This window comes from Streptomyces sp. H51 (genome assembly GCF_035656535.1).
GTDB lineage: Bacteria > Actinomycetota > Actinomycetes > Streptomycetales > Streptomycetaceae > Streptomyces.
The window spans coordinates 28756-52157 of record NZ_JAYMHD010000083.1; the positions used below are offsets into that span (position 1 = coordinate 28756).

Here is a 23402-nt window from a genome sequence, read left to right on the forward strand (position 1 = left end):
GCGACGCGGGGGCCGCTCACCCCACACCTCGGCGGGGAAGGCCGCGGCAGCGCTGGAAGAAGCGGACGCGCAGGCCGGGGACTGCCTCCCTAGCACTCGATGATGTTCACCGCGAGGCCGCCGCGCGCCGTCTCCTTGTACTTCACCGACATGTCGGCGCCGGTGTCCTTCATCGTCTTGATGACCTTGTCCAGGGACACCTTGTGCGAGCCGTCGCCGCGCATCGCCATCCGGGCGGCCGTGACCGCCTTGACCGCGGCCATGCCGTTGCGTTCGATGCAGGGGATCTGGACCAGGCCGCCGACCGGGTCGCAGGTGAGGCCGAGGTTGTGCTCCATGCCGATCTCCGCGGCGTTCTCGACCTGTTCGGGCGATCCGCCGAGCACCTCCGCCAGCGCGCCCGCCGCCATCGAGCAGGCGGAGCCGACCTCGCCCTGGCAGCCGACCTCGGCGCCGGAGATGGAGGCGTTCTCCTTGAAGAGCATGCCGATCGCGCCGGCCGCGAGCAGGAAGCGGACCACGCCGTCCTCGTCGGCGCCGGGCACGAAGTTCATGTAGTAGTGCAGGACCGCGGGGATGATGCCCGCCGCGCCGTTGGTGGGGGCGGTGACGACCCGCCCGCCGGCCGCGTTCTCCTCGTTCACCGCCATCGCGTAGAGCGTGATCCACTCCATCGCGTGCGCCAGCGGGTCACCCTCGGCGCGCAGTTGGCGGGCCGAGACGGCGGCGCGGCGGCGCACCTTCAGGCCGCCCGGCAGGATGCCCTCGCGGGACATGCCCCGCGACACGCACTCCCGCATCACCCGCCAGATCTCCAGCAGCCCGGTCCGGATCTCCTCCTCCGTGCGCCAGGCCCGCTCGTTCTCCAGCATCAGCGCGGAGATCGACAGGCCCGTCTCCCCGGTCAGGCGCAGCAGTTCGTCGCCCGTGCGGAAGGGGTACTTCAGGACCGTGTCGTCCAGCTTGATGCGGTCCGCGCCCACCGCGTCCTCGTCGACGACGAAGCCGCCGCCCACCGAGTAGTACGTCTTCGACAGCAGTTCGGCGCCGGAGGCGTCGCGGGCCCGCAGGATCATGCCGTTGGCGTGGTACGGCAGCGCCTTGCGGCGGTGCAGCACCAGGTCCTTGTCGAAGGAGAACGGGATCTCGTGCTCGCCGAGCAGGCGCAGCCGGCCCGACTCCCTGATGTCCGCCACCCGCTGGTCCGCCGTCTCCACCTCCACCGTGCGCGGGGATTCCCCCTCCAGCCCCAGCAGCACCGCCTTCGGGGTGCCGTGGCCGTGGCCGGTCGCGCCCAGGGAGCCGTACAGCTCGCCGCGCACGGACGCGACGGCCTCCAGCAGGCCCTCGTTGCGCAGCCGGCGGGCGAACATGCGGGCTGCGCGCATCGGGCCGACCGTGTGGGAGCTGGACGGGCCGATGCCGATCGAGAACAGGTCGAAGACCGAGACGGCCACGGTGACTCCTCGGGAACGGGGCTGTGGGAGGTGCGGGAGGGTGTTCGCGCGGTGCCCCACTCGGCTACGAGTGTGCGGGGCACCGCGCGGAACGGAACCACGGGTCCGGACACCCTTCCGGACGGGTGCCCGGAAGGACGGGCCCGGAAGGCGTCCGGAAGGACCTACTTGTTCAGACCGGGGTACAGCGGGTGCTTGTCCGCCAGCGCCGTCACCCGGGCCTTCAGCGCCTCCGCGTCGTAGGACGGCTTCAGCGCCTGCGCGATGACGTCCGCCACCTCGGCGAAGTCCTCGGCCCCGAAACCGCGGGTGGCCAGGGCGGGCGTGCCGATGCGCAGGCCCGAGGTGACCATCGGCGGGCGCGGGTCGTTCGGGACGGCGTTGCGGTTGACCGTGATGCCGACCTCGTGGAGCCGGTCCTCGGCCTGCTGCCCGTCCAGCTCGGACTCGCGCAGGTCGACCAGGATCAGGTGCACGTCCGTACCGCCGGACAGCACGTTCACCCCGGCCTCGCGGGCGTCCGCCGCCGTCAGGCGCTCGGCGAGGATCCGCGCGCCCTCCACCGTACGGCGCTGGCGCTCCTTGAACTCCTCGCTCGCCGCGACCTTGAAGGACACCGCCTTGGCCGCGATCACGTGCTCCAGGGGACCGCCCTGGAAGCCCGGGAAGACGGAGGAGTTGAGCTTCTTCGCGAAGTCCTTCTTCGCGAGGATGATGCCGCCGCGCGGTCCGCCCAGCGTCTTGTGCGTGGTGGAGGTGACGACGTCGGCGTGCTCCACCGGGTTCGGGTGCAGACCGGCGGCGACCAGACCGGCGAAGTGGGCCATGTCGACCCACAGGTACGCGCCGGCCTCGTCCGCGATCCGGCGGAACTCGGCGAAGTCCAGCTGCCGCGGGTACGCCGACCAGCCCGCGATGATCACCTTGGGCCGGTGCTCCTTGGCCAGCCGCTCGACCTCGGCCATGTCGACCAGTCCGGTCGCGGGGTCCACGTGGTAGGCCACCACATTGAACTGCTTGCCGGAGAAGTTCAGCCGCATCCCGTGGGTCAGGTGGCCGCCGTGCGCGAGGTCCAGGCCGAGGATGGTGTCCCCGGGCTGGGCCAGCGCGAACAGGGCGGCCTGGTTGGCGGAGGCGCCCGAGTGCGGCTGGACGTTGGCGTACTCGGCGCCGAACAGGTCCTTGACCCGGTCGATGGCGATCTGCTCGGTGACGTCGACGTGCTCGCAGCCGCCGTAGTAGCGGCGGCCGGGGTAGCCCTCGGCGTACTTGTTGGTGAGGACCGAGCCCTGCGCCTCCATGACCGCGAGCGGGGCGAAGTTCTCCGAGGCGATCATCTCGAGCGTGGACTGCTGGCGGCGCAGCTCGGCGTCGACCGCGGCGGCGACCTCCGGGTCGAGCTCGTGCAGGGGCGTGTTCAGTACGGACATGAAGGGACGACTCCTCAGCCGGCGGTGTGGGCGGCGTACTCGTCGGCGGAGAGCAGGTCGGACGGCTCCTCGGCGACACGCACCTTGAACAGCCAGCCGCCCTCGAAGGGGGCCGAGTTCACCAGCGACGGGTCGTTGACGACGTCCTCGTTGACCTCGGTGATCTCACCGGTGACGGGGGAGTACAGGTCGGACACGGACTTGGTCGACTCCAGCTCGCCGCAGGACTCGCCCGCGGTCACCGTGGAGCCGACCTCGGGGAGCTGGGCGTAGACGACGTCGCCGAGCGCGTTGGCCGCGAACTCGGTGATGCCGACCGTCGCGACGCCGTCCTCGGCGGCCGACAGCCACTCGTGCTCCTTGCTGTAACGCAGCTGCTGCGGGTTGCTCATGGCCTGAATTCTCCTGTACGCGGGGGACTGCTGATGAGTGGGGGACTGCGAGGAACGTGCGTGACCAGGCGCGATGTGCGCTGTGTCACGCGCGCGCGGCTACGACGGTGTCACTTCTGCCGCTTGTAGAAGGGCAGCGCCACGACCTCGTACGGTTCGTGGGTGCCCCGGATGTCCACACCGACCCCGGGGGTGCCCGGCGCCGCGTGCGCGGCGTCCACGTACGCCATGGCGATCGGCTTGCCCAGCGTGGGGGAGGGGGCGCCGGAGGTGACCTCGCCGATCACCTCGCCGCCGGCGACGACCGGGTACCCGGCGCGCGGGACGCGGCGGCCCTCGGCGACCAGGCCGACGAGGACGCGCGGCGGCTCGGCGGCGGCCCGGTCGGCGGCCTCCCGCAGGGCCGCGCGACCCACGAAGTCGCCCTCCTTGCCGAACTTCACGACCCGGCCGAGCCCGGCGTCGAACGGCGTCACCGACGTGCTCAGCTCGTGCCCGTACAGCGGCATGCCCGCCTCCAGGCGCAGCGTGTCGCGGCAGGACAGGCCGCAGGGGACCAGTCCGGCGGGCGCGCCCGCCTCGGTCAGCGCCTGCCACAGCTTCTCCGCGTCGGACGGGGCGACGAACAGTTCGAAGCCGTCCTCACCGGTGTAGCCGGTGCGGGCGATCAGGGCCGGCACGCCCGCGACCGTGCCGGGCAGGCCCGCGTAGTACTTCAGGCCGTCGAGGTCGGCGTCCGTGAGGGACTTCAGAATGCCGGGGGACTCGGGGCCCTGGACGGCGATCAGCGCGTAGGCGTCCCGGTCGTCGCGCACCTCGGCGTCGAAGCCGGCGGAGCGTTCGACGAGGGCGTCCAGCACGACCTGGGCGTTGGAGGCGTTGGCCACGACCAGGTAGTCGGTCTCGGCCAGCCGGTAGACGATCAGGTCGTCGAGGATGCCGCCGTCCTCGCGGCAGATCATGGTGTAGCGGGCGCGGCCCGTCCGCACGCCGCCGATGTCGCCCACCAGGGCGTGGTCGAGCAGGGCGGCGGCCTGCGGGCCGGTGACGGCGATCTCGCCCATGTGGGAGAGGTCGAACAGGCCCGCCCGGGTGCGTACGGCGTTGTGCTCGTCGCGCTCGGAGCCGTAGCGAAGCGGCATGTCCCAGCCGGCGAAGTCGGTCATCGTCGCGCCGAGCGAGCGATGCAGGGCGTCGAGGGCGGTGTGACGGATTTCGGTACTGCTCATCGGTCGGTCGTCTCCCCAGGGCATGACAGCGAGGTCGTTCCTCCCCATCTGTCATCGGAACCTGAGAGGTTCGCCATGACCAGGGACGGGATCACGGCTTGCACCTTGGGTGGAGCCGCTGGTCGACAGCGGCCCGCTTTTCAGATGTGCCTCGCCCGCGCGGTAACGGGGCCTGAGAGATTCAAGGGAGGGACTTGCTCCTTCGGCGTCCCGGTGAGGCGCACGTGGCGACGCGAAACGTGGCGACGCGTACGTGCTGCCGGGAACTCTCCCGCGCGGATTCAAACGGCCGGTATGCAGTTGGCGGGCACATCATCGCACGCTTCGCCGGATGGTGGGCGGGCGGCTACTTGTGACAGGCCTGTGGCCGTAAACGCACCGAACCGGGAGACAGTGTGGATTACCTTCTTTTTACATTCGGTGGGGAGAAGCTCTCTGAACCCCGCAGGGAGGACGATCACGGTGACAAGGCCCACGGCGTATGCGACGACCTCGGCTCTCGCGCTGCCCGACCAGCCCGCGGCTCCGGCCCGCGAGCGGTACGCGGCCCGGCCGGCGCCGGTCGTCCGCGACCTGCGCGAGCGATCCGGCCGCAGCCCGCACGCCCTGCTGTTCGGTTCCCGCGACGTCGTCGTGGTCACCGGACTGCCCGGCAGCGGCAAGTCCACTCTGATGGAGCGGGCGGTGGTGGGCGTCCGCATCGACTCCCAGGACGCCCGCGACCGCTGGGAGCGCCGCGTGCCGCGCTTCCTGCCCTACGCCGTCTACCGCCCCCTGGTCCGCCTCGCCCACTACGCGGGGCTGCGCCGCGCCCTGCGCTCCGGCGAGGGCGTCGTCGTGCACGACTGCGGCACGCAGGCGTGGGTGCGCGGCTGGCTCTCCCGGGAGGCCCGCCGCCGCGGCGGCACCCTGCACCTGCTCCTGCTCGACGTCGCGCCCGAGGCCGCGCTGGAAGGGCAGCGGGAGCGGGGCCGCGGCGTCTCCCGCTACGCCTTCGCCCGGCACCGCGCGGCCGTGGCCCGCCTGCTCCGGGCGGTGGAGCGCGGCGATCTGCCCGACGGCTGCGGCTCGGCGATCCTCCTGGACCGCCCCGCCTCCGGAGTCCTCCGCAGAATCGCCTTCACCGGCTGACCATTGCTCATTGCGCGTTGCCCACTGCCCGCGGCCACCCGTCGCGGCGCGTGCGTCCGCCGCCGGACGCCACCCGCCGCGGCGCGGTGCGCACGCCCACCGCACCGCGCGTTGCCGTGCGCCCGCCCGGCGTCACGCCCCGGCCCGCCCGGCGGCATCGCCGCACCGGAGCCTTCGGTGAACCGGCCGTCGGCAGCGGCACCCCGCTGGCCGCCACCGGCCCGGCACCGGCTCCCCGCAGTCCTGCGGGCGGGCTCGGGCGCTGTGGCCGACGGCCTCCCCGGGGCGCTGTGGCCGGCCGGTCCGGCCTCCGCCGGCATGGCGACGGGTCCGGCCTCGCCGGCAAGGCGACCGGTCCGGCCTCCGCCGGCATGGCGGTCGGCGTGGCGGTCGGCCTCCGGCCGTCGTCGGCATGCCGACCTGCGTCCGGCCGGCGCCGGGCCGTCCGTCCCCGGCCGGCCGGGGCGCGAGCGCGGTTTGGGTTCCCGGGCGGCCGGCACCGGCACCCACCGGCACCGGCACCGGCCGGCACCGGCACCGGCCGGCACCGGCACCGGCCGGCACCGGCACCGGCCGGCACTGGCACTGGCACCGCACCACCCGTCGGCAGCGGACCGCCGGCCCTCGCGGGCCCGCGTCGGCACGCCGGTCGTACAGCCCGCAGCCGGCGTCGGCTCATGGGCCGACCGCCGGGCGGGCGTTACCCGTTAGCCTTTTCAGCCACAGCAGGTTCCAAGCAGGCGGTAGGCAGATGGACTTCCCGGCGGCGGGCTTCCCCGCGGACATTCCGGCACAGGCGCACCCCCATCCGCACGGCGGATGGCCCGGCAACGAGCTGGAGGAGGTGCTCTCCGCCTCCCTCGGCGTGCCCACCGCCGGCGGGCGGATCGTCGAGGTGCTGGGGCGCAGCTTCGTATGGGTGCCGCTGCCCAACGGCGGCGGCCCGGACAGCGGCCCCCTCGACCTGCCCACCCTCGAGATCGACGGGCAGGCGTACGTGCCGGTCTTCAGCTCGGAGGAGCAGTTCCGCCAGGTCGTCGGCAACCACATGTCGTACACCATCGCGCCGGCCGTCGAGTTCGCCCGCGGCCTGCCGCCGCAGGTCGGCATCGCCGTGAACCCGGACGGCGTGGTCGGCGTCCCGCTCCCGCCGGCCGCGGTGGCCGAGCTGTGCCGCGCCGGCCGCACCCCGCTGGACGGCCCCGGTGCCGGCGGCCGGGTCCGCCTCTTCGAACCGGACTGGCAGGACGACCCGGTCGACTTCCTCGCCGCGGCCGCCGCGGAGTTCGCCGACACCGGCGTCGTCACCACGGCCCGCCGGTGCCTGGCCGCGATCGAGACCGCGGACCCGGCGATGTTCGTGGGCGTGGAGCTGTCCCAGTGGGAGGGGGACTTCAGGGCGCTGCCCCTGGAGGCCCTCGGCCGGGCGCTGGCCAAGGTCCCCACCCGGTGGCCGGTGAACCTGGTCCTGCTGGACGTGACCGACGACCCGGTGGCGGTCTGGATGCGCGACCAGGTCCGGCCGTTCTACTCGAGGGATCACCTGTAACCGCCGCCGCACGGGCAGCCCGCCCGCAGGGACGGGGAACACCCCGCGGCCGGCCCCGGCGGACACGTACTCGCCGCCGGTCGCGGAGCCCCGACCCCCCGGGCGCTTAAGCTGGTTTCATATCCGCAGCAACTTTCAGGAGGGGCGGTACAGGTGAGCGCCAGCGGCACCACGACCGGCCAGGTCGAGCACATGCTGCGCCAGGTGACGCCCGGGCGCTACGACGCCTACGAGGCGCTGCTCAGGGCGCTCGCGACCCCGTCCTCCGGCCAGGTCTGGATGCTGCTCTGGCACGGCCAGGCCGGGTCCCCCGACGCCCAGTACGGGAACATGGAGGTCGACGGCTTCAGCTACGCCCCCTGCGTGACCTCCGCGCAGGAGCTGTCGGCCAGTGGCTGGAACCGATCCTACGAGGTCGTCGACGGGCTCGACGTGGCCCGCACCCTGTACCCCGACCACTACGGCCTCTGGCTCAACCCGCACGCCCCCGGCGGCGGCGTCGGCATCCCCTGGCTCGACCTGCGCCGCATCGCCACCGGACTCGACCGCCAGCCGGCGGGCCCGCTGCGCCTGTCCGAGCCCGGGATCGAGATCCCGCAGTTCTACGCGCTGCTCGCGCAGAACGCCCACCGTACCCCGGCCGTCCGCTCGCTGCGCCGCGCCTGGGTGCAGCCCGCGCTCGGGGCGCCGTACCTCGCCATCGGCCTGGACGTGTACGACACCTCGCCGCCCGCGGTGGACTCGGTGCGGGCGATGATGCAGCAGTCCATCGGGGCGGTGCCGGACGGCCTGCCGGTGTCGACCGTGGCGATGTCCGACGGCCACGACCCGGTCGCGATGTGGCTGCGGGCGAACGCCCGCCCCTTCTACGACCGAGAGGCGCACGTGGCCCCCGCGCAGGCTCCGGCAGCCGGATACGGTTATCCGCCGGCTCACGGCGCATACTGAGACGACCTCACAGCCCTCCCGCAGGGGGTGCTGTTCTTCGCGCGTAGATGGCGGCGTAAGATCCTCCCGTGTCCCATATAGCCACACCCGTCCCTGTCCGGCCCTCGCTACCCACTGTCCGGATAACGGAACCCTCCAGCCCGCATCACGTTTACGCATCCTTTCCCCGTCAAGTCTGGCAACAGATCGCCAAAGCGTTGAAGACTCCCGCTCCAGGGGCTTTCGCCCCTGTGTACGACGGACTGATGACGCCGCTACAGCGGCAAGTGCGGGCCGGCTACCGCCGGTTGAGAGGGGTCCCTGCCAGATGACGGCACCATTGCACGAGCCGACCGCGGAAGCGGCCCCGAGCGCGGCCGAGGAAGCGGCGGTTGCCAGCGCCGGAGCGAAGGCCGTACAGGGGCGCTCCCTGGGCCGGATCGCCTGGGAGCGCCTGAAGCGGGACAAGCTCGCCCTCACGGGCGGCGTCGTCGTGCTCGTCCTCATCGCGCTCGCCCTGCTCGCACCGGTGATCACCAGCCTGCTCGGTCAGGACCCGGACGCCTACCACGAGAGCCTGATCGACCCGCTCTACGGCACCCCCAAGGGCTCGCTGGGCGGCATGAGCGGCGAGCACCTGCTGGGCGTCGAGCCGGTCAACGGCCGCGACATCCTCGCCCGCATCCTCTACGGCGCCCGGGTCTCGCTCCTGGTCGGCTTCCTGTCCGCGGTGGTCGCCGTCGTCCTCGGCACCGTGCTGGGCATCCTGGCCGGCTTCTTCGGTGGCTGGGTCGACTCCGTGATCAGCCGCGTGATGGACGGCCTGCTGGCCTTCCCGCAGCTGCTGTTCACCATCGCCCTGGTCTCCGTCATGCCGGGCAACATGCTGGGCCTGACCGGTTCCAGCGTGCGAGTCTTCGTGATGATCCTGGTCATCGGCTTCTTCGGCTGGCCCTACATCGGACGCGTGGTGCGCGGCCAGACGCTCTCGATGCGCGAGCGCGAGTACGTCGAGGCCGCCCGATCGCTGGGCGCGGGGCGGTTCTACATCCTGTTCAAGGAGCTGCTGCCCAACCTGGTCGCCCCGATCATCGTGTACACGACGATGATGATCCCCACGAACATCCTCACCGAGGCGGCCCTCAGCTTCCTGGGCGTCGGCGTCAAGCCGCCCACGTCCTCGTGGGGGCAGATGCTCTCCAGCGCGATCGACTACTACGAGTCGGACCCCATGTACATGGTGGTCCCGGGCGTGGCGATCTTCATCACCGTCCTCGCCTTCAACCTCTTCGGCGACGGCGTGCGCGACGCGCTGGACCCGAAGGGCTCCCGCTGAACCGCCGTACCGCAAAGCGTCCCGTGGCACCTGCACGGGGTCTCTCATCAAATCCGGAGGATCCGAGATCGTGACTACCCAACGCACCTCAGGGCGGCGTAAGCAGGCTTTGGCCGCTGCTGCCGCGGTCGCCGCGCTGCTGACCACGGCAGCGTGCGGCGGCGGCGACGACAGCAACAACAACGGTGGTGGGTCGGAGACCGGTGCGGCCGGCTTCGACGCCGCCAACAACAAGGTCGCCCAGGCGTCGCTCGCCAAGAAGGGTGGCACGCTGAAGTTCGGTGGCGCCCAGGACGCCGACTCGTGGGACACCACGCGCGGCTACTACGGCTTCATGTGGAACTTCGCCCGCTACTACAGCCGTCAGCTCGTCACGGGCAAGACGGAGCCGGGCAAGGCCGGCGCCGAGCTGACCCCGGACCTCGCGGACGGCCTCGCCAAGGTCACCGACGACGGCAAGACCTACACGTACCACCTGCGTGACGGCGTCACGTGGGAGGACGGCAAGCCGATCACGTCCAAGGACGTCAAGTACGGCATAGAGCGCGTGTGGGCGCAGGACGTGCTGTCCGGCGGTCCGACCTACCTGAAGGACTTCCTGGACCCGAAGGGCACGTACAAGGGCCCGTACAAGGACACGTCCAAGGACAAGCTGGGTCTGAAGGCGATCGAGACGCCCGACGACAAGACGATCGTCTTCCACCTGCCGAAGGCCAACTCGGACTTCGAGGAGGTGCTCGGCCTGGTGTCGGCGTCCCCGGTCCGCCAGGACAAGGACACCAAGTCCAAGTACGGCCTGCGCCCGTTCGCCTCCGGCCCGTACAAGTTCGCGTCGTACAGCCCGGGCAAGGACCTGACCCTGGTGCGCAACGAGAACTGGAAGCAGGCCTCGGACCCGATCCGCAAGGCGTACCCGGACAAGATCACGGTCAAGTTCTTCTCGGACGCCAACCAGCTCGACCAGCGCCTGCTCAACGGTGACCTGGACCTGGACATCAACCAGACCGGCATGTCGCCGCAGGGCCGCACCACCGCCCTGAAGCAGCACAAGGCCAACCTGGACAACCCGGTCTCCGGCTACATCCGTTACGCGGTCTTCCCGCAGAGCGTGAAGCCGTTCGACAACATCCACTGCCGCAAGGCCGTGATCTACGGCGCCGACCACGTGTCGCTGCAGACCGCCCGTGGTGGCCCGGTCGCCGGTGGCGACATCGGCACCAACATGCTGCCGCCGTCCGTCCCGGGTGCCGAGGGCCAGAAGTACGACCCGTACGAGCTCGCCGGCGCCAACAAGAACGGCAACGCCGCCAAGGCCAAGGAAGAGCTGAAGGCCTGCGGCAAGCCGAGCGGCTTCTCCACCACCATCGCGGTCCGCAACAACAAGCCGGTCGAGGTGGCCACGGCCCAGTCGCTGCAGGCGTCGCTGAAGAAGGTCGGCATCAACGCCCAGATCGACCAGTACGACGGCTCGCAGACCGCCGGCATCATCGGCAGCCCGTCGAACGTCAAGAAGAAGAACTACGGCATCATCATCATGGGTTGGGGCCCGGACTTCCCGACCGTCCAGGGCTTCGGTCTGCCGCTGTGGGACAGCAAGTACATCCTGCAGAGCGGTAACAACAACTACGCCCTGATCAAGGACAAGACGATCGACGGCCTGTTCGACCAGTACGTCACCACGCTGGACGACGCCGGCAAGACCAAGATCTCCTCGGACATCAACCACAAGGTCATGGAGGGCGGTTACTACCTGCCCTTCGTCTTCGAGAAGTTCATCAACTGGCGCTCGGACAACCTGGCGAACGTCTACACGTCCGACAACTACAGCGGCCAGTACGACTTCGTCAACCTCGGCCTGAAGTCCGCGAAGTAAACCCCGGCACACCCGCCGTACGGCACGAAAGGCAGGTGAAGGCCGGCGCGGCGTGACCGCGGGTCACCTGGGGGCACCTCCCACGCTCATAAGGCGGTGGGGGAGACCGCAGGTGACCCGCGGTCCGCGGCGGGCCGTTAGCTGTGCTCGCTTACCTCATCAGGCGGCTGTTCGCCGCCGCAGTGATGCTCGTGGTCATCATCATGGTGGTCTTCGGCATCTTCTTCCTCGTCCCCAAGTGGGCGGGCGTGGACATCGCCTCGAGCTTCGTGGGCAAGCAGGCCGACCCGGCCGCCGTCGAAGCGGTGCGGCAGAAGCTCGGACTGGGCGATCCCATCTACTCCCAGGTCTGGGAGTTCTTCAAGGGCATCTTCGTCGGCCGCACCTACTCGGGCGGCGGCGACGTGACCCAGTGCGCCGCGCCGTGCTTCGGCTACTCCTTCCGCAGCGAGCAGGCCGTCTGGCCGGTGCTCACCGACCGCTTCCCGGTGACCCTGGGTCTCGCGCTCGGTGCCGCCGTGCTGTGGCTGGTCTTCGGTGTCGCGGCGGGTGTGCTCTCCGCCCTGAAGCGGGGCACCATCTGGGACCGCGGCGCGATGGTCATCGCGCTGTCGGGTGTCTCCCTGCCCATCTACTTCACCGGCATGCTCTCGCTGGCGATCTTCGCCTACGGCCTGAACTGGATCGACGCGCAGTACGTGCCGCTCGACGAGAACATCGGCGGCTGGTTCGGCGGCATGATCCTGCCCTGGATCACCCTCGCGTTCCTGTACGCGGCGATGTACGCCCGGATCACCCGCGCCACGATGCTGGAGATCCTCGGCGAGGACTACATCCGCACCGCCCGCGCGAAGGGGCTCAAGGAGCAGGTCGTCATCCGCAAGCACGCCATGCGCTCGACGATGACGCCGATCCTGACGATGCTCGGCATGGACCTCGGCGCCCTCATCGGCGGCGCCATCCTGACGGAGTCGACGTTCAACCTGCCCGGTCTCGGCCGTGCGGTGCTCGACGCCATCAAGAACCAGGACCTGCCCATCATCCTGGGCGTCACCCTGATCACTTCCCTCGCGGTGCTGATCGCCAACCTCGTGGTGGACATCCTCTACGCCGTGATCGACCCCCGAGTGAGGCTCGCATGACCGAACTCAGCAAGACCGGAGCAGCCGTGGGCGAGCCCACCTCCGCCTCGCCGGCCCCGACGTCCTTCCTGGAGGTGCGCGACCTCAAGGTGCACTTCCCGACGGACGACGGCCTGGTCAAGTCCGTCGACGGGCTCAGCTTCCACCTGGAGAAGGGCAAGACCCTCGGCATCGTGGGCGAGTCCGGCTCCGGCAAGTCGGTGACCTCGCTCGGCATCATGGGCCTGCACACCGCCGGCCAGTACGGCAGGCGCAAGGCGCAGATCTCGGGCGAGATCTGGCTGGACGGCACCGAACTGCTGTCCGCCGATCCCGACTACGTGCGCAAGCTGCGCGGCCGCGAGATGGCGATGATCTTCCAGGATCCGCTGTCGGCGCTGCACCCGTACTACACGATCGGGCAGCAGATCGTGGAGGGGTACCGCATCCACCACGACGTCGACAAGAAGACCGCCCGGCGCCGTGCGATCGAGATGCTCGACCGGGTCGGCATCCCGCAGCCGGACAAGCGGGTGGACAGCTACCCGCACGAGTTCTCCGGCGGCATGCGCCAGCGCGCGATGATCGCGATGGCGCTGGTCAACAACCCCGAGCTGCTGATCGCGGACGAGCCGACGACCGCCCTGGACGTGACCGTCCAGGCGCAGATCCTCGACCTGATCCGCGACCTGCAGAAGGAGTTCGGCTCCGCGGTCATCATCATCACCCACGACCTGGGCGTCGTCGCCGAACTGGCCGACGACATCCTGGTGATGTACGGCGGCCGCTGCGTCGAGCGCGGCCCGGCGGACAAGGTCTTCTACGAGCCCCGCCACCCCTACACCTGGGGCCTGCTCGGCTCGATGCCGCGTCTGGACCGTGAGCAGCAGGACCGGCTGGTCCCGGTCAAGGGGGCACCGCCCTCCCTGATCAACCTGCCGTCCGGCTGCGCCTTCCATCCGCGCTGCCCGTACGCGGACGTACCGAAGGACAACACCACCCGCACGGTCCGCCCCGAGCTGACCGAGGTCGGCAGCCAGCACTGGGCCGCCTGCCACATGACCAAGGAGCAGCGGGAGCGTATCTGGATCGAAGAGATTGCGCCGAAGCTGTGAGCGAGGACAAAGCAGTGAGCATCCCTGCGCAGAGCGAAGGCGCCGTGGCCACCGCGGAGAACGCCGCCCCCGGCGAGACCCTGCTGAAGGTGACCGGGCTGCAGAAGCACTTCCCGATCAAGAAGGGTCTGCTCCAGCGGCAGGTCGGCGCCGTGCACGCGGTCGACGGCCTGGACTTCGAGGTCAAGTCCGGCGAGACGCTCGGTGTCGTGGGCGAGTCCGGCTGCGGCAAGTCGACCATGGGCCGGCTGATCACCCGGCTGCTGGAACCGACCGGCGGCCGGATCGAGTTCGAGGGCCGGGACATCACGCACCTCGGGGTGAGCGGCATGCGCCCGATGCGCCGCGACGTGCAGATGATCTTCCAGGACCCGTACTCGTCGCTGAACCCGCGCCACACCATCGGCACCATCATCGGCGCCCCCTTCAAGCTCCAGGGCGTCACGCCCGAGGGCGGCATCAAGAAGGAGGTCCAGCGGCTGCTGTCGGTGGTCGGTCTCAACCCCGAGCACTACAACCGCTACCCGCACGAGTTCTCCGGCGGTCAGCGCCAGCGCATCGGCATCGCCCGCGCGCTCGCGCTGAAGCCGAAGCTGGTCGTGGCCGACGAGCCGGTCTCCGCGCTCGACGTGTCGATCCAGGCCCAGGTCGTCAACCTGCTCGACGACCTCCAGGAGGAACTGGGCCTGACGTACGTGATCATCGCGCACGACCTGTCGGTCGTCCGGCACGTCTCGGACCGGATCGCGGTGATGTACCTCGGCAAGATCGTCGAGCTGGCCGACCGGGACGCGCTGTACCGGGCGCCGATGCACCCGTACACCAAGGCGCTGATGTCGGCGGTGCCGATCCCGGACCCGAGGCGCAGGAACTCCAAGAGCGAGCGCATCCTGCTCCGCGGCGACGTGCCGTCGCCGATCTCCCCGCCGAGCGGCTGCCGCTTCCACACCCGGTGCTGGAAGGCGACGGAGATCTGCCGGACGACCGAGCCGCCGCTGCTGGAGCTGAGGCCCGGTCAGCAGGTGGCCTGCCACCACCCGGAGAACTTCGAGGACCAGGCCCCGCAGGACACCGTGCTGCTGACCGCCGCGAAGGAGGCGGCGGAGCTGGTGTCCGACGAGGTGCTGGCGGAGTCGGCGGCGACGTCGGCCGCGGTGGCCGCGGAGGTCGCGGAGACCGAGGCCGCGGCCGAGGCCGAGACCGGCGCGGAGACCGGTGCGGAGGCCGGCGCGGAGACCGGTGCGGAGACCGAGGCGGGCTCCGGCGCCGCCGCGGAGGGCACCGACGGACAGGACCCGCTCAAGAAGTAGCCTCCGAGGCAGCCATACCCTCAACGAACCCCCGCCTTGCATTGCAAGGCGGGGGTTCGTCTCTGGGTGAGAATGGAAGGGTGCTTCAGCAACTGTTCAGCCCCTCCGTCCAGCACACGCTCGACGTCGTCGGCATCTTCGTGTTCGCCATCTCCGGCGCGCTGCTGGCCGTGCGCAAGAACTTCGACGTCTTCGGCATCGCCGTCCTCGCCGAGGTCACCGCGCTGGGCGGCGGGCTGTTCCGGGACCTGGTCATCGGGGCGGTGCCGCCGGCCGCCTTCACCGACCTCGGGTACTTCATCACCCCGCTGGTCGCGGCCCTCCTGGTGTTCTTCCTGCACCCGCAGGTGGAGCGCATCCAGTTCGCGGTCAACGTCTTCGACGCGGCAGGCCTCGGCCTGTTCTGCGTCGCCGGGACGACGAAGGCGTACGACTACGGGCTCGGCCTCACCTCCTCGGCCGCCCTGGGCCTGGCCACCGCCGTCGGCGGCGGAGTGCTGCGGGACGTGCTCGCCAACGAGGTGCCCTCGCTGCTGCGCTGGGACCGCGACCTGTACGCGGTCCCGGCGATCGTCGGCGCGGCCATGGTCGCCCTGTGCATCCGCTACGACGCCGTCACCCCGGTCACCACCGGGCTGGCGGTGGTGACCGCCTTCGTGCTGCGGCTGCTCGCGATGCGTTTCCACTGGCGGGCCCCGCGTGCCTGGAACCGGCGCTCGACGGTACGGGAGGAGGAGCCGGCCGCGCAGTGATACCGCGCGAAGAAAAGCTACCGCTTAGTATCCGCTTGTTGTACTGTTCACCCATGCCAGAAGCAGCCTCCGCACCTGCCGCGCGGGCCACCATCGGGGACAGCGAGTTCGACCGGGACACCGCGCTGACCCGTCGCGCCCCCGGCGTCTACGACATCGACCTCTCCGCCGGCTGGACGATCATCAACGCCGTGAACGGCGGCTACCTGCTGGCCGTCCTGGGCCGCGCGCTCGCGGACGCCCTGCCGCACTCCGACCCGTTCACCATCTCCGCGCACTACCTGACCGCCTCCCAGCCGGGCCCGGCGGTGGTGCGCACGGAGGTGGTGCGCACCGGCCGGACGCTGTCGACCGGCCAGGCGTCGCTGCTGCAGTACGACGAAGGGGGCGCCGAGGTCGAGCGCATCCGTGTCCTGGCCTCCTACGGCGACCTGGGCACCCTCCCCGACGACGTCCGCACGACCGCCCGGCCGCCCGCGATGCCGCCGATGGAGCAGTGCTTCGGTCCGGAGGACGGCCCGGCGCCCGTCTCCGGCAGCTCGGCCATCGCCGACCGCCTGATGCTCAAGCTGGACCCGTCCACCCTGGGCTGGGCGCTCGGCGCCCCCTCCGGCAAGGGCGAGATGCGGGCCTGGTTCGGCCTCGCCGACGGCCGCGACCCCGACCCCCTCTCGCTGCTCCTCGCGGTGGACGCGTTGCCGCCCACCGCGTTCGAGCTCGGTCTGTCCGGCTGGGTGCCCACGGTCGAGCTGACGGTCCACGTCCGCTGCCGTCCCGCCCCCGGGCCGGTGCGCGTGGCGATCACCACCCGCAACCTCGCCGGCGGCTTCCTGGAGGAGGACGCCGAGGTCTGGGACAGCGCGGACCGGCTGGTCGCCCAGTCCCGCCAGCTCGCCCGGGTCAGACTCGGCTGAGCGGCGTCCGGCCCAGCCAGGCCGCCAGTTCGCCGTAGGCGTCGGCCCCTTCGGGGGCCGGCCGCGCCGAGCCGAACGGCCCGTCCGCGTCGCGCCGGGGGTCGGCCAGGACGCGGCGGGCGACGGAGAGCGCGAACGCGCCCGGCTCCGGGTCCAGCGGGAGCGGGCGGCCGAGCGCCTCGGACAGGTCCCAGATGTGCGTCACCAGCTCCATCGTGTAACCCGACAGGGCCGCGGCGCCCGGTACCTCGCCCCACGGAACCCGCACCGGCGCCTGCATCCGGGCGTCGTCCGCCCAGGCCCGCAGCGCGCGGGCGCGGACCTCCTCGAAGGCGTCCGCCCAGCCGTCGTCGGCGACGTCGGCGGACGGGTGCACGGCGAGTCCGTCGCCGCCCTCGCCGGCCACCGCCATGCGCAGGGTGCCGCCGACGACGTGACCGAGCAGGGCCCGCACGTCGTACTCGGCGCACGGTGTGGGAGCGGCCAGCTGCTCCGGCCGGACGGTCCTGATCAGCTCCGCGGCCTGCTCGGTGGCGCGGGTGTAGACGGGGCGGGGGTCGATGGCGTTCATGGCCGGCCTTTCCGTTCTGCGGTCCTGACCCCAGGTTCGCCCGATAACCTGACATCTTCCGTCAACATTTGCCTGGGATCTCCGGCGGAGGGATCCTGACCCGGTGAAGTCCGGCCGTCTGCTGTCGATCCTGCTGCTCCTGCAGACCCGCGGCCGTGTCCCCGCCCGCGAGCTCGCCGACCGGCTCGAGGTGTCGGTGCGGACCGTCTACCGCGACGTCGAGGCCCTGTCGGCCGCCGGCGTACCCGTCTACGCCGAACGCGGGCGGCACGGCGGCATCGAGCTGCTGGCCGGCTTCCGCACGGACGTCACGGGACTGACCGCCGACGAGTCCCGGGCGCTGTTCATCCTGGCCGCGCAGGGCGCGCACGCGGCGCTCGGCCTGGACCAGGCCCTCGGCTCGGCGCTGCGCAAGGTGATGGCCGCCCTGCCCGCGCCGTACCGCCCGGCCGCGGAGGAGACCAGCCGCCGCATCCTGGTCGACGCCACCCGCTGGAAGGGCGGCCCGCGACGGGCCGTCGACCTCCAGGTGCTGCAGGACGCGGTCTTCGCCGACCGCAGGCTCCGGCTGCGCTACCGGCACAGCGGCGAGCGGGAGACGCGGACGTACACCGTCGACCCCTACGGCCTCGTCTCCAAGGCCGGCGTCTGGTACCTGGTCGCCGACCGGCGGGCGCGCCCGCGGCTGTTCCGGGCCGACCGGGTGCGGTCGGCGACCGTCCTCGACGATCCCGTCAGGCGACGGCCCGGCGTCGAACTCACCGACGCCTGGGAGGCGTTGCGCCGCCAGGTCGAGGAGCGGACGGGCGGGCTCGACGTCACCGTCCGGGTCCGGCGCGAGCGGCTGGACATGTTCCTGCGCCTGAACACCGGGCACCTGGCCGAACTCCCCGACGACGACGGCACCGGCGAGTGGGTCACCGTGCGCCTGTCCTACGGAGTCGTCCGCGAGGCCCGGCAACTGCTGCCGTACGGCGACGAGGTGGAGGTCCTCTCGCCACCCGAGGTGCGCGACGACCTGGCGGCCGCGGCCGCCTCCGTCACGAGGCTGTACCGGCCGGCGGCCGAGGACGGATCGTGAAAGGGCCGGTGGGCGGCGCGCCGTGGGGGCCGCTTCGCCCGGTCGGCAGGCCGGGCGGGCTCAGTCCAGCCAGTGGTCCCGGCCGACGGTGATCAGCCGCAGCTGCCGGGTGGCGCGCCGGGTCACCCGTTCGCGCTCCTCCGGCGGGGCCTCCAGCGCCTGGAGGAACAGCGAGGCCGTGATCAGCATCTGGTCCACGTACAGATGGGCCAGCATGAGCAGGTCGTCGTCGCTCCACCCCGCGGACTGCGGGTCCTTGGCCAGTTCGGCCTTCACCTCCTCGGCGAACCGCTCCAGTTGCTCGCGGATCGCCTCCCGCACCGGCTGGACCCCGCCGTGCCGCTCGCGGGCGATGAACCGGACGTGCGCGGGGTAGGTGTCGACATGACGGGCGATCAACTCGACGGCGCGCGTGATGCGCTGGTCGATGTCGTCGGCCGCGGACACCGTCGCCCGGATCATCGGGTGCAGGCTGCCCAGCGCCTCCTCGACCAGGGCCACGCCCAGATCGGCCGTCGAGCGGAAGTGGCGGTAGAAGGCCGTCGGGGCGACGCCGACGGCGCGCGTGACCTCACGCAGGCCCAGGCTGCTCAGGCTCTGCTCCTCCAACAGGGCGAGCGCCGCGTCCAGGAGTGCCTGCCGGGTCTTCTGCTTCTGGGCCTGCCGGACGCCGAGGGTGTGACTCATGCCATGCAGTTAACAACTGTTCTCCGGAATTTGAAAGGCATGGAACACGCTAGACTCGGTAGTCAGTGAACAAGTGTTACTACAACCGTTCACCGAGATGTCATCGAGTGGCGTCCCCGGGACGCCCGGAGGGGGATCGAATCTCATGCTGTTCCTCGTCGCCGCGTTCATGCTGCTCGGCGTCGTGCTGGGCACCGTCGCCCACGCGCCGCTGACCGTCAGCGCCGCCGCGGCCGTCGGCATCGCCGTCTGGCTCGGCGTCTTCGCCGTCCGTGAGCGCCACAACCGGCGCCGGACCTCGGCCCACTGACGTCCGCACCGACGACCGTCCGCACCGACGACCCGTCCGCACCGACCCACAGGGAGCTGAGCACCATGCACCTCACCGCCCCGGCCACCGCACGCCGCACCGAGCCCCGCTCGCCCGTCCGCGACGCCGACGGCATGGCCGTCGCGTCCTTCATCCTCGGCCTGCTCGGCCTGCTCGTACTGAACGTCTTCCTCGGCCCCGTCGCCATCGTGCTCGCGGCCGTCGCCCTCTGGCGCGGCACCACCCGCCGCGGCCGCGCGTACCTGGGCCTGACCCTCGGCGTGGCCGACCTGGCCGTCCTGCTGATCGCCATGGAGATCTCCAACACCGTCTCCTGGAGCCTGTGACCCCGGGTCGACCCGGCCACGGCCCACGGCGCACGCCCCGAGGACGACGGGGCACAGCCGAAGGCACCGCCCTGCCGCCCCGCCACGCCTGCCGCCCCGCCACGCCTGCCGCGCCGCCACGCCTGCCGCGCCCGACGGCCCGTGAGGAGGGCCCCGTAGAATCGGGGCATCATGGCTTACCTCGACCACGCCGCGACCACCCCGATGCTGCCCGAGGCGGTCGAGGCACTCGCCGCGCACCTGAGCGTCACGGGCAACGCCTCCTCCCTGCACGCCTCCGGCCGCAGGGCCCGCCGCACGGTCGAGGAGGCTCGCGAGACCCTCGCGGAAGCGCTCGGCGCCCGCCCCAGCGAGGTCGTCTTCACCTCCGGCGGCACCGAGGCCGACAATCTCGCCGTCAAGGGCCTGTACTGGTCGCGCCGCGCCGCCGACCCGGCCCGCACCCGCATCCTGAGCAGCCCCGTCGAGCACCACGCCGTCCTGGACGCCGTCCACTGGCTCGGCGAGCACGAGGGCGCCAAGGTCGAGTACCTGCCGGTCGACTCCTACGGCCGGGTCCACCCCGAGGCCCTGCGCGAGGCGATCGCCCGCGATCCGGCCGACGTGGCCCTGGCCACCGTCATGTGGGCGAACAACGAGATCGGCACGGTCCTGCCGGTCCGTGAACTCGCCGAGGTCGCCCGCGAGTTCCGCATCCCGCTGCACGCCGACGCGGTCCAGGCCGTCGGCCAGGTACCGGTCGACTTCGCCGCCTCGGGGCTCGCCGCGATGACGGTCTCCGGCCACAAGATCGGCGGCCCGTACGGTATCGGCGCGCTGCTCCTCGGCCGCGAGCACAGCCCCGTGCCCGTCCTGCACGGCGGCGGCCAGGAGCGGCACGTGCGCTCCGGCACCCTGGACGTCCCCGCGATCGCCTCCTTCGCGGTCGCCGGACGGCTGGCCGCCGAGCGGCGCGAGTGGTTCGAACGCGAGATCGGCGCCCTGCGCGACAGCCTGATCGAAGCCGTCCGCGGCGCCGTCCCGGACGCCATCCTCGGCGGCGACCCGGTCGACCGGCTCCCGGCGAACGCCCACTTCACCTTCCCGGGCTGCGAGGGCGACTCCCTGCTGCTGCTCCTGGACGCCCAGGGCATCGAGTGCTCCACGGGCTCCGCCTGCACCGCGGGCGTCGCCCAGCCCAGCCACGTCCTGCTGGCCACCGGAGCCGAACCGGCCCTGGCCCGCAGCACCCTGCGCTTCTCCCTCGGCCACACCTCCACGGAGGCCGACGTCGAGGCGGTCGCGAAGGCGATCGGCCCCGCGGTGGAACGCGCCCGCGCGGCGGGCCTGACCTGAACGCTCCGCTGCGGGTGCCGGGTGGTTGTGCAGCGGCCGTCCGCGGCGCCGTTTCGTGGCCGGTCGCGCGGCTCCGGGCACGGTGACCCCGGATCAGGCCCGCGCGCGCCGCACGAGGCGCATGTAGCGCTCCCAGTCCCAGTGCGGGCCCGGGTCGGTGTGGTCCGTGCCGGGCACCTCCACATGCCCGATGACGTGCTGCCGGTCCACCGGTATGCCGTACCGCCCGCATACCCCCGCCGTCAGGCGGGCCGAGGCGGCGTACACCGCGTCGGTGAAGTCCTCCGGTCGGTCCACGAAGCCCTCGTGCTCGATGCCGACGCTGCGTTCGTTGTACGCCCGGTTGCCCGCGTGGAACGCCACGTCCAGTTCGCGGATCAGCTGCGTGATCCGGCCGTCCCGGCGCACGATGTAGTGGGCCGCGGCCTGGTGGCCGGGGTCCTGGAACACCTTCACCGCGCTGCCGTAGCTGCCCTGGGTGACATGGATGACCACGCGGTCGATGCGGTAGTCGTCCGGCCGGTCCGCCCACCGGAAGTTCGCCGGGGAGGCCGCCACCCAGCGCGCGCCCCGGAAGTCCACCGCGCCCTCGACCCGCGGCCTGCGCACTCCCGGCAGCCGCCACCACAGGTGCGCCAGCTCCTCGCGCGCCAGCGCGACCGTGCCCACGGCGGCCGCCGCCCCGCCCACGAGCAGGGCCCGCCGCCCGATCCGCCGGTCCCCGTCGCTCTTCCCCGTCCCCGCCTCTGCCCCCATGTGATCCACAACGGATACTCGTGGGCTCCGGTTCCCGCGGGCCCGTACCCTTGAGGGGCTATGACTGACACCCCGCAGCGCCCCCTCCGCGTCCTCGCCGCCATGTCCGGCGGAGTGGACTCCGCCGTCGCCGCCGCCCGCGCCGCGGAGGCCGGCCACGACGTGACGGGCGTCCACCTCGCCCTCTCCGCGAACCCGCAGTCGTTCCGCACCGGCGCGCGGGGCTGCTGCACCATCGAGGACTCGCGCGACGCCCGCCGCGCCGCCGACGTCATCGGCATCCCGTTCTACGTCTGGGACCTCGCCGACCGCTTCCGCGAGGACGTGGTCGAGGACTTCGTCGCCGAGTACGAGGCCGGCCGCACCCCCAACCCGTGCCTGCGCTGCAACGAGAAGATCAAGTTCGCCGCCCTGCTCGACAAGGCGCTGGCGCTGGGCTTCGACGCGGTGTGCACCGGCCACTACGCCAAGGTGATCCTCAACGAGGACGGCACGCGCGAGCTGCACCGCGCCTCCGACCTGGCCAAGGACCAGTCGTACGTCCTCGGCGTGCTCGACGACCGGCAGCTCGCCCACGCGATGTTCCCGCTCGGCGACACGGTCACCACCAAGGACGAGATCCGCGCCGAGGCCGAGCGCCGCGGCCTCGCCGTCGCCAAGAAGCCCGACTCGCACGACATCTGCTTCATCGCCGACGGCGACACCCAGGGCTTCCTGGCCCGGCGGCTGGGCAGGGCCGAGGGCGACATCGTCGACGAGTCCGGCGCGAAGCTCGGCACGCACGAGGGGGCGTACGGCTTCACCATCGGCCAGCGCAAGGGCCTGCGCATCGGCACCCCGGCGCCCGACGGCAAGCCGCGCTACGTGCTCGACATCTCGCCCGTGAACAACACCGTCACCGTCGGCCCGGCCGAGGCCCTGGACGTCTCCGCGCTCACCGCGATCCGGCCCCGCTGGTGCGGAGCGGCCCCCACCGGCCCCGGCACCTACACCGCCCAACTGCGCGCCCACGGCGGCGAGACCGAGGTGCGGGCGGAGCCGGTCGACGGCCGCCTGGAGGTCACCTTCACCGACCCGGTCCGCGGCGTGGCCCCGGGCCAGGCGATCGTCCTCTACGCCGGCACCCGCGTGGTCGGCTCCGCGACCATCGCCGCCACCACCCGCCGGACGGCATCTGTCGGTTAGCCGCGCCGTCCCGGCCAGGCCGGGAACAGGCGCATGCGCCCGCTCGTGGTCACCGAGGCTGATAGGCGGTAGCCGGCACGGAGACGGTGACCTGATAGGGCAGGGGGCCGGCATCGTTCAGGTCCGCACGACGCACGTGGCGTGCGCTCGGCGTCATCGCCACCAGGTCCAGCACATCCAGCCTGGACAGGGCCGCGGGGTACTCCACCTGTTCGGTGACGACGGCATCGAAGAAGAGGCCCAGCGCCTGGTGCAGGCGCTGGGCCTTGGCCGGGTCGATCGCGACCATCGCAGGCAACCGGCCGCGCAGCTCGGCCAGGTGCCGCCCGGTAGGACGGACCAGGATCAGCCGCCCGGTCGGGCGCAGCGCGCGGTGGAACTCGGCCGGATTGCGCGGGGCGAACAGTGCCGGACTGCCGGAATCGGGTGAGCAATGGTCCCCGAGTTCCGCGTTCGTCCCCCAGGTCCTGGCACCACTGAGAGTGACAGGACCTGGACCTGGCACCTCGTCCGGGTGACCGAAGCCCGTTCTGACCCAACCTCGCCGTAGTGCGCAGGCCTCACCCCTGTCGGGGCTCCTTGCGTCTGCTGAAG

At 71.8% G+C, this 23402-nt stretch carries 22 protein-coding genes, 1 pseudogene and 1 riboswitch; of the genes and pseudogenes, 15 read left to right on the top strand and 8 right to left on the bottom strand.

The genetic code is table 11. From position 1 onward, the window contains the following. Positions 1–89 precede the first annotated feature (89 nt). The 4 genes from VKA29_RS32775 to gcvT form a co-directional block, all read right to left on the bottom strand. Positions 90–1457 carry an L-serine ammonia-lyase gene (locus VKA29_RS32775; protein ID WP_324789669.1) on the bottom strand — a complete coding sequence of 456 codons (1368 nt, stop codon included), beginning with the start codon at positions 1455–1457 and terminating at the stop codon, positions 90–92. A gap of 164 nt (positions 1458–1621) precedes the next feature. Continuing rightward, positions 1622–2887: a serine hydroxymethyltransferase gene (gene glyA, locus VKA29_RS32780; protein WP_324789670.1), complete on the bottom strand. Its 1266-nt coding sequence runs from the start codon at positions 2885–2887 to the stop codon at positions 1622–1624. Between the two features lie 14 nt (positions 2888–2901). Continuing rightward, positions 2902–3279, bottom strand: coding sequence for a glycine cleavage system protein GcvH (gcvH, locus tag VKA29_RS32785; RefSeq protein ID WP_324789671.1), 378 nt, complete (start codon positions 3277–3279; stop codon positions 2902–2904). A gap of 110 nt (positions 3280–3389) precedes the next feature. Then, positions 3390–4508, bottom strand: a complete 1119-nt coding sequence (gene gcvT / locus VKA29_RS32790; protein WP_324789672.1) for a glycine cleavage system aminomethyltransferase GcvT — start codon at positions 4506–4508, stop codon at positions 3390–3392. Positions 4509–4658: 150 nt separating this feature from the next. Beyond that, a riboswitch (glycine riboswitch) is annotated at positions 4659–4792 on the bottom strand. A 178-nt stretch (positions 4793–4970) separates the two neighbouring features. Between gcvT and VKA29_RS32795 the strand changes: the two genes are divergently transcribed. From VKA29_RS32795 to VKA29_RS32840, 10 genes are all read left to right on the top strand, one after another. Next, entirely contained in the window at positions 4971–5639 is a 669-nt protein-coding gene (locus VKA29_RS32795; protein WP_324789673.1) for an AAA family ATPase, read from the top strand. A 751-nt stretch (positions 5640–6390) separates the two neighbouring features. Then, positions 6391–7188, top strand: coding sequence for an enhanced serine sensitivity protein SseB (locus VKA29_RS32800; RefSeq protein WP_324789674.1), 798 nt, complete (start codon positions 6391–6393; stop codon positions 7186–7188). A 153-nt stretch (positions 7189–7341) separates the two neighbouring features. Continuing rightward, entirely contained in the window at positions 7342–8136 is a 795-nt protein-coding gene (locus VKA29_RS32805; RefSeq protein ID WP_324789675.1) for an enhanced serine sensitivity protein SseB C-terminal domain-containing protein, read from the top strand. 307 nt (positions 8137–8443) lie between these two features. After that, positions 8444–9451, top strand: coding sequence for an ABC transporter permease (locus VKA29_RS32810; RefSeq protein ID WP_324789676.1), 1008 nt, complete (start codon positions 8444–8446; stop codon positions 9449–9451). Between the two features lie 70 nt (positions 9452–9521). Beyond that, positions 9522–11324, top strand: coding sequence for an ABC transporter substrate-binding protein (locus VKA29_RS32815; RefSeq protein ID WP_324789677.1), 1803 nt, complete (start codon positions 9522–9524; stop codon positions 11322–11324). Between the two features lie 143 nt (positions 11325–11467). Then, entirely contained in the window at positions 11468–12466 is a 999-nt protein-coding gene (locus VKA29_RS32820; RefSeq protein ID WP_324789678.1) for an ABC transporter permease, read from the top strand. Next, entirely contained in the window at positions 12463–13560 is a 1098-nt protein-coding gene (locus VKA29_RS32825) for an ABC transporter ATP-binding protein (protein WP_324789679.1), read from the top strand. Before VKA29_RS32820 ends, VKA29_RS32825 begins: the two co-directional genes overlap by 4 nt. A gap of 14 nt (positions 13561–13574) precedes the next feature. Further along, positions 13575–14870 carry a dipeptide ABC transporter ATP-binding protein gene (locus VKA29_RS32830; protein WP_324789680.1) on the top strand — a complete coding sequence of 432 codons (1296 nt, stop codon included), beginning with the start codon at positions 13575–13577 and terminating at the stop codon, positions 14868–14870. Between the two features lie 80 nt (positions 14871–14950). Beyond that, positions 14951–15622 carry a trimeric intracellular cation channel family protein gene (locus VKA29_RS32835; protein ID WP_324789681.1) on the top strand — a complete coding sequence of 224 codons (672 nt, stop codon included), beginning with the start codon at positions 14951–14953 and terminating at the stop codon, positions 15620–15622. Between the two features lie 53 nt (positions 15623–15675). Continuing rightward, on the top strand, positions 15676–16536 hold the full coding sequence (locus VKA29_RS32840; protein ID WP_324789682.1) for a thioesterase family protein: 861 nt from the start codon (positions 15676–15678) through the stop codon (positions 16534–16536). On the opposite strand, the gene VKA29_RS32845 is transcribed toward VKA29_RS32840, so the two are convergent. After that, positions 16523–17107 carry a TIGR03086 family metal-binding protein gene (locus VKA29_RS32845; protein WP_324789683.1) on the bottom strand — a complete coding sequence of 195 codons (585 nt, stop codon included), beginning with the start codon at positions 17105–17107 and terminating at the stop codon, positions 16523–16525. The genes VKA29_RS32840 and VKA29_RS32845 overlap by 14 nt on opposite strands. A 103-nt stretch (positions 17108–17210) precedes the next feature. Between VKA29_RS32845 and VKA29_RS32850 the strand changes: the two genes are divergently transcribed. Continuing rightward, entirely contained in the window at positions 17211–18188 is a 978-nt protein-coding gene (locus VKA29_RS32850; RefSeq protein ID WP_324789684.1) for a YafY family protein, read from the top strand. Between the two features lie 60 nt (positions 18189–18248). Here VKA29_RS32850 and VKA29_RS32855 read toward each other — a convergent pair whose 3' ends face one another. After that, positions 18249–18875: a TetR family transcriptional regulator gene (locus VKA29_RS32855; protein WP_324789685.1), complete on the bottom strand. Its 627-nt coding sequence runs from the start codon at positions 18873–18875 to the stop codon at positions 18249–18251. Positions 18876–19020: 145 nt separating this feature from the next. Between VKA29_RS32855 and VKA29_RS32860 the strand changes: the two genes are divergently transcribed. The 3 genes from VKA29_RS32860 (at position 19021) to VKA29_RS32870 (ending at position 20867) form a co-directional block, all read left to right on the top strand. Continuing rightward, on the top strand, positions 19021–19185 hold the full coding sequence (locus VKA29_RS32860; protein ID WP_324789686.1) for a hypothetical protein: 165 nt from the start codon (positions 19021–19023) through the stop codon (positions 19183–19185). 65 nt (positions 19186–19250) lie between these two features. After that, complete coding sequence (locus tag VKA29_RS32865) at positions 19251–19532, top strand: DUF4190 domain-containing protein (protein ID WP_324789687.1); 282 nt, start codon at positions 19251–19253, stop codon at positions 19530–19532. Between the two features lie 171 nt (positions 19533–19703). Beyond that, entirely contained in the window at positions 19704–20867 is a 1164-nt protein-coding gene (locus VKA29_RS32870) for a cysteine desulfurase family protein (RefSeq protein WP_324789688.1), read from the top strand. Between the two features lie 93 nt (positions 20868–20960). Here the strand turns inward: VKA29_RS32870 and VKA29_RS32875 are convergent, their stop codons facing one another. Beyond that, entirely contained in the window at positions 20961–21623 is a 663-nt protein-coding gene (locus VKA29_RS32875) for an N-acetylmuramoyl-L-alanine amidase (protein WP_324789689.1), read from the bottom strand. Positions 21624–21683: 60 nt separating this feature from the next. Here VKA29_RS32875 and mnmA point away from each other — a divergent pair, with 60 nt between their 5' ends. After that, complete coding sequence (gene mnmA / locus VKA29_RS32880) at positions 21684–22808, top strand: tRNA 2-thiouridine(34) synthase MnmA (protein ID WP_324789690.1); 1125 nt, start codon at positions 21684–21686, stop codon at positions 22806–22808. Positions 22809–22857: 49 nt separating this feature from the next. Here the strand turns inward: mnmA and VKA29_RS32885 are convergent. Then, positions 22858–23214 (bottom strand): annotated as a pseudogene (locus VKA29_RS32885) (methyltransferase type 11); the annotation flags it as partial. Positions 23215–23402 lie beyond the last annotated feature (188 nt).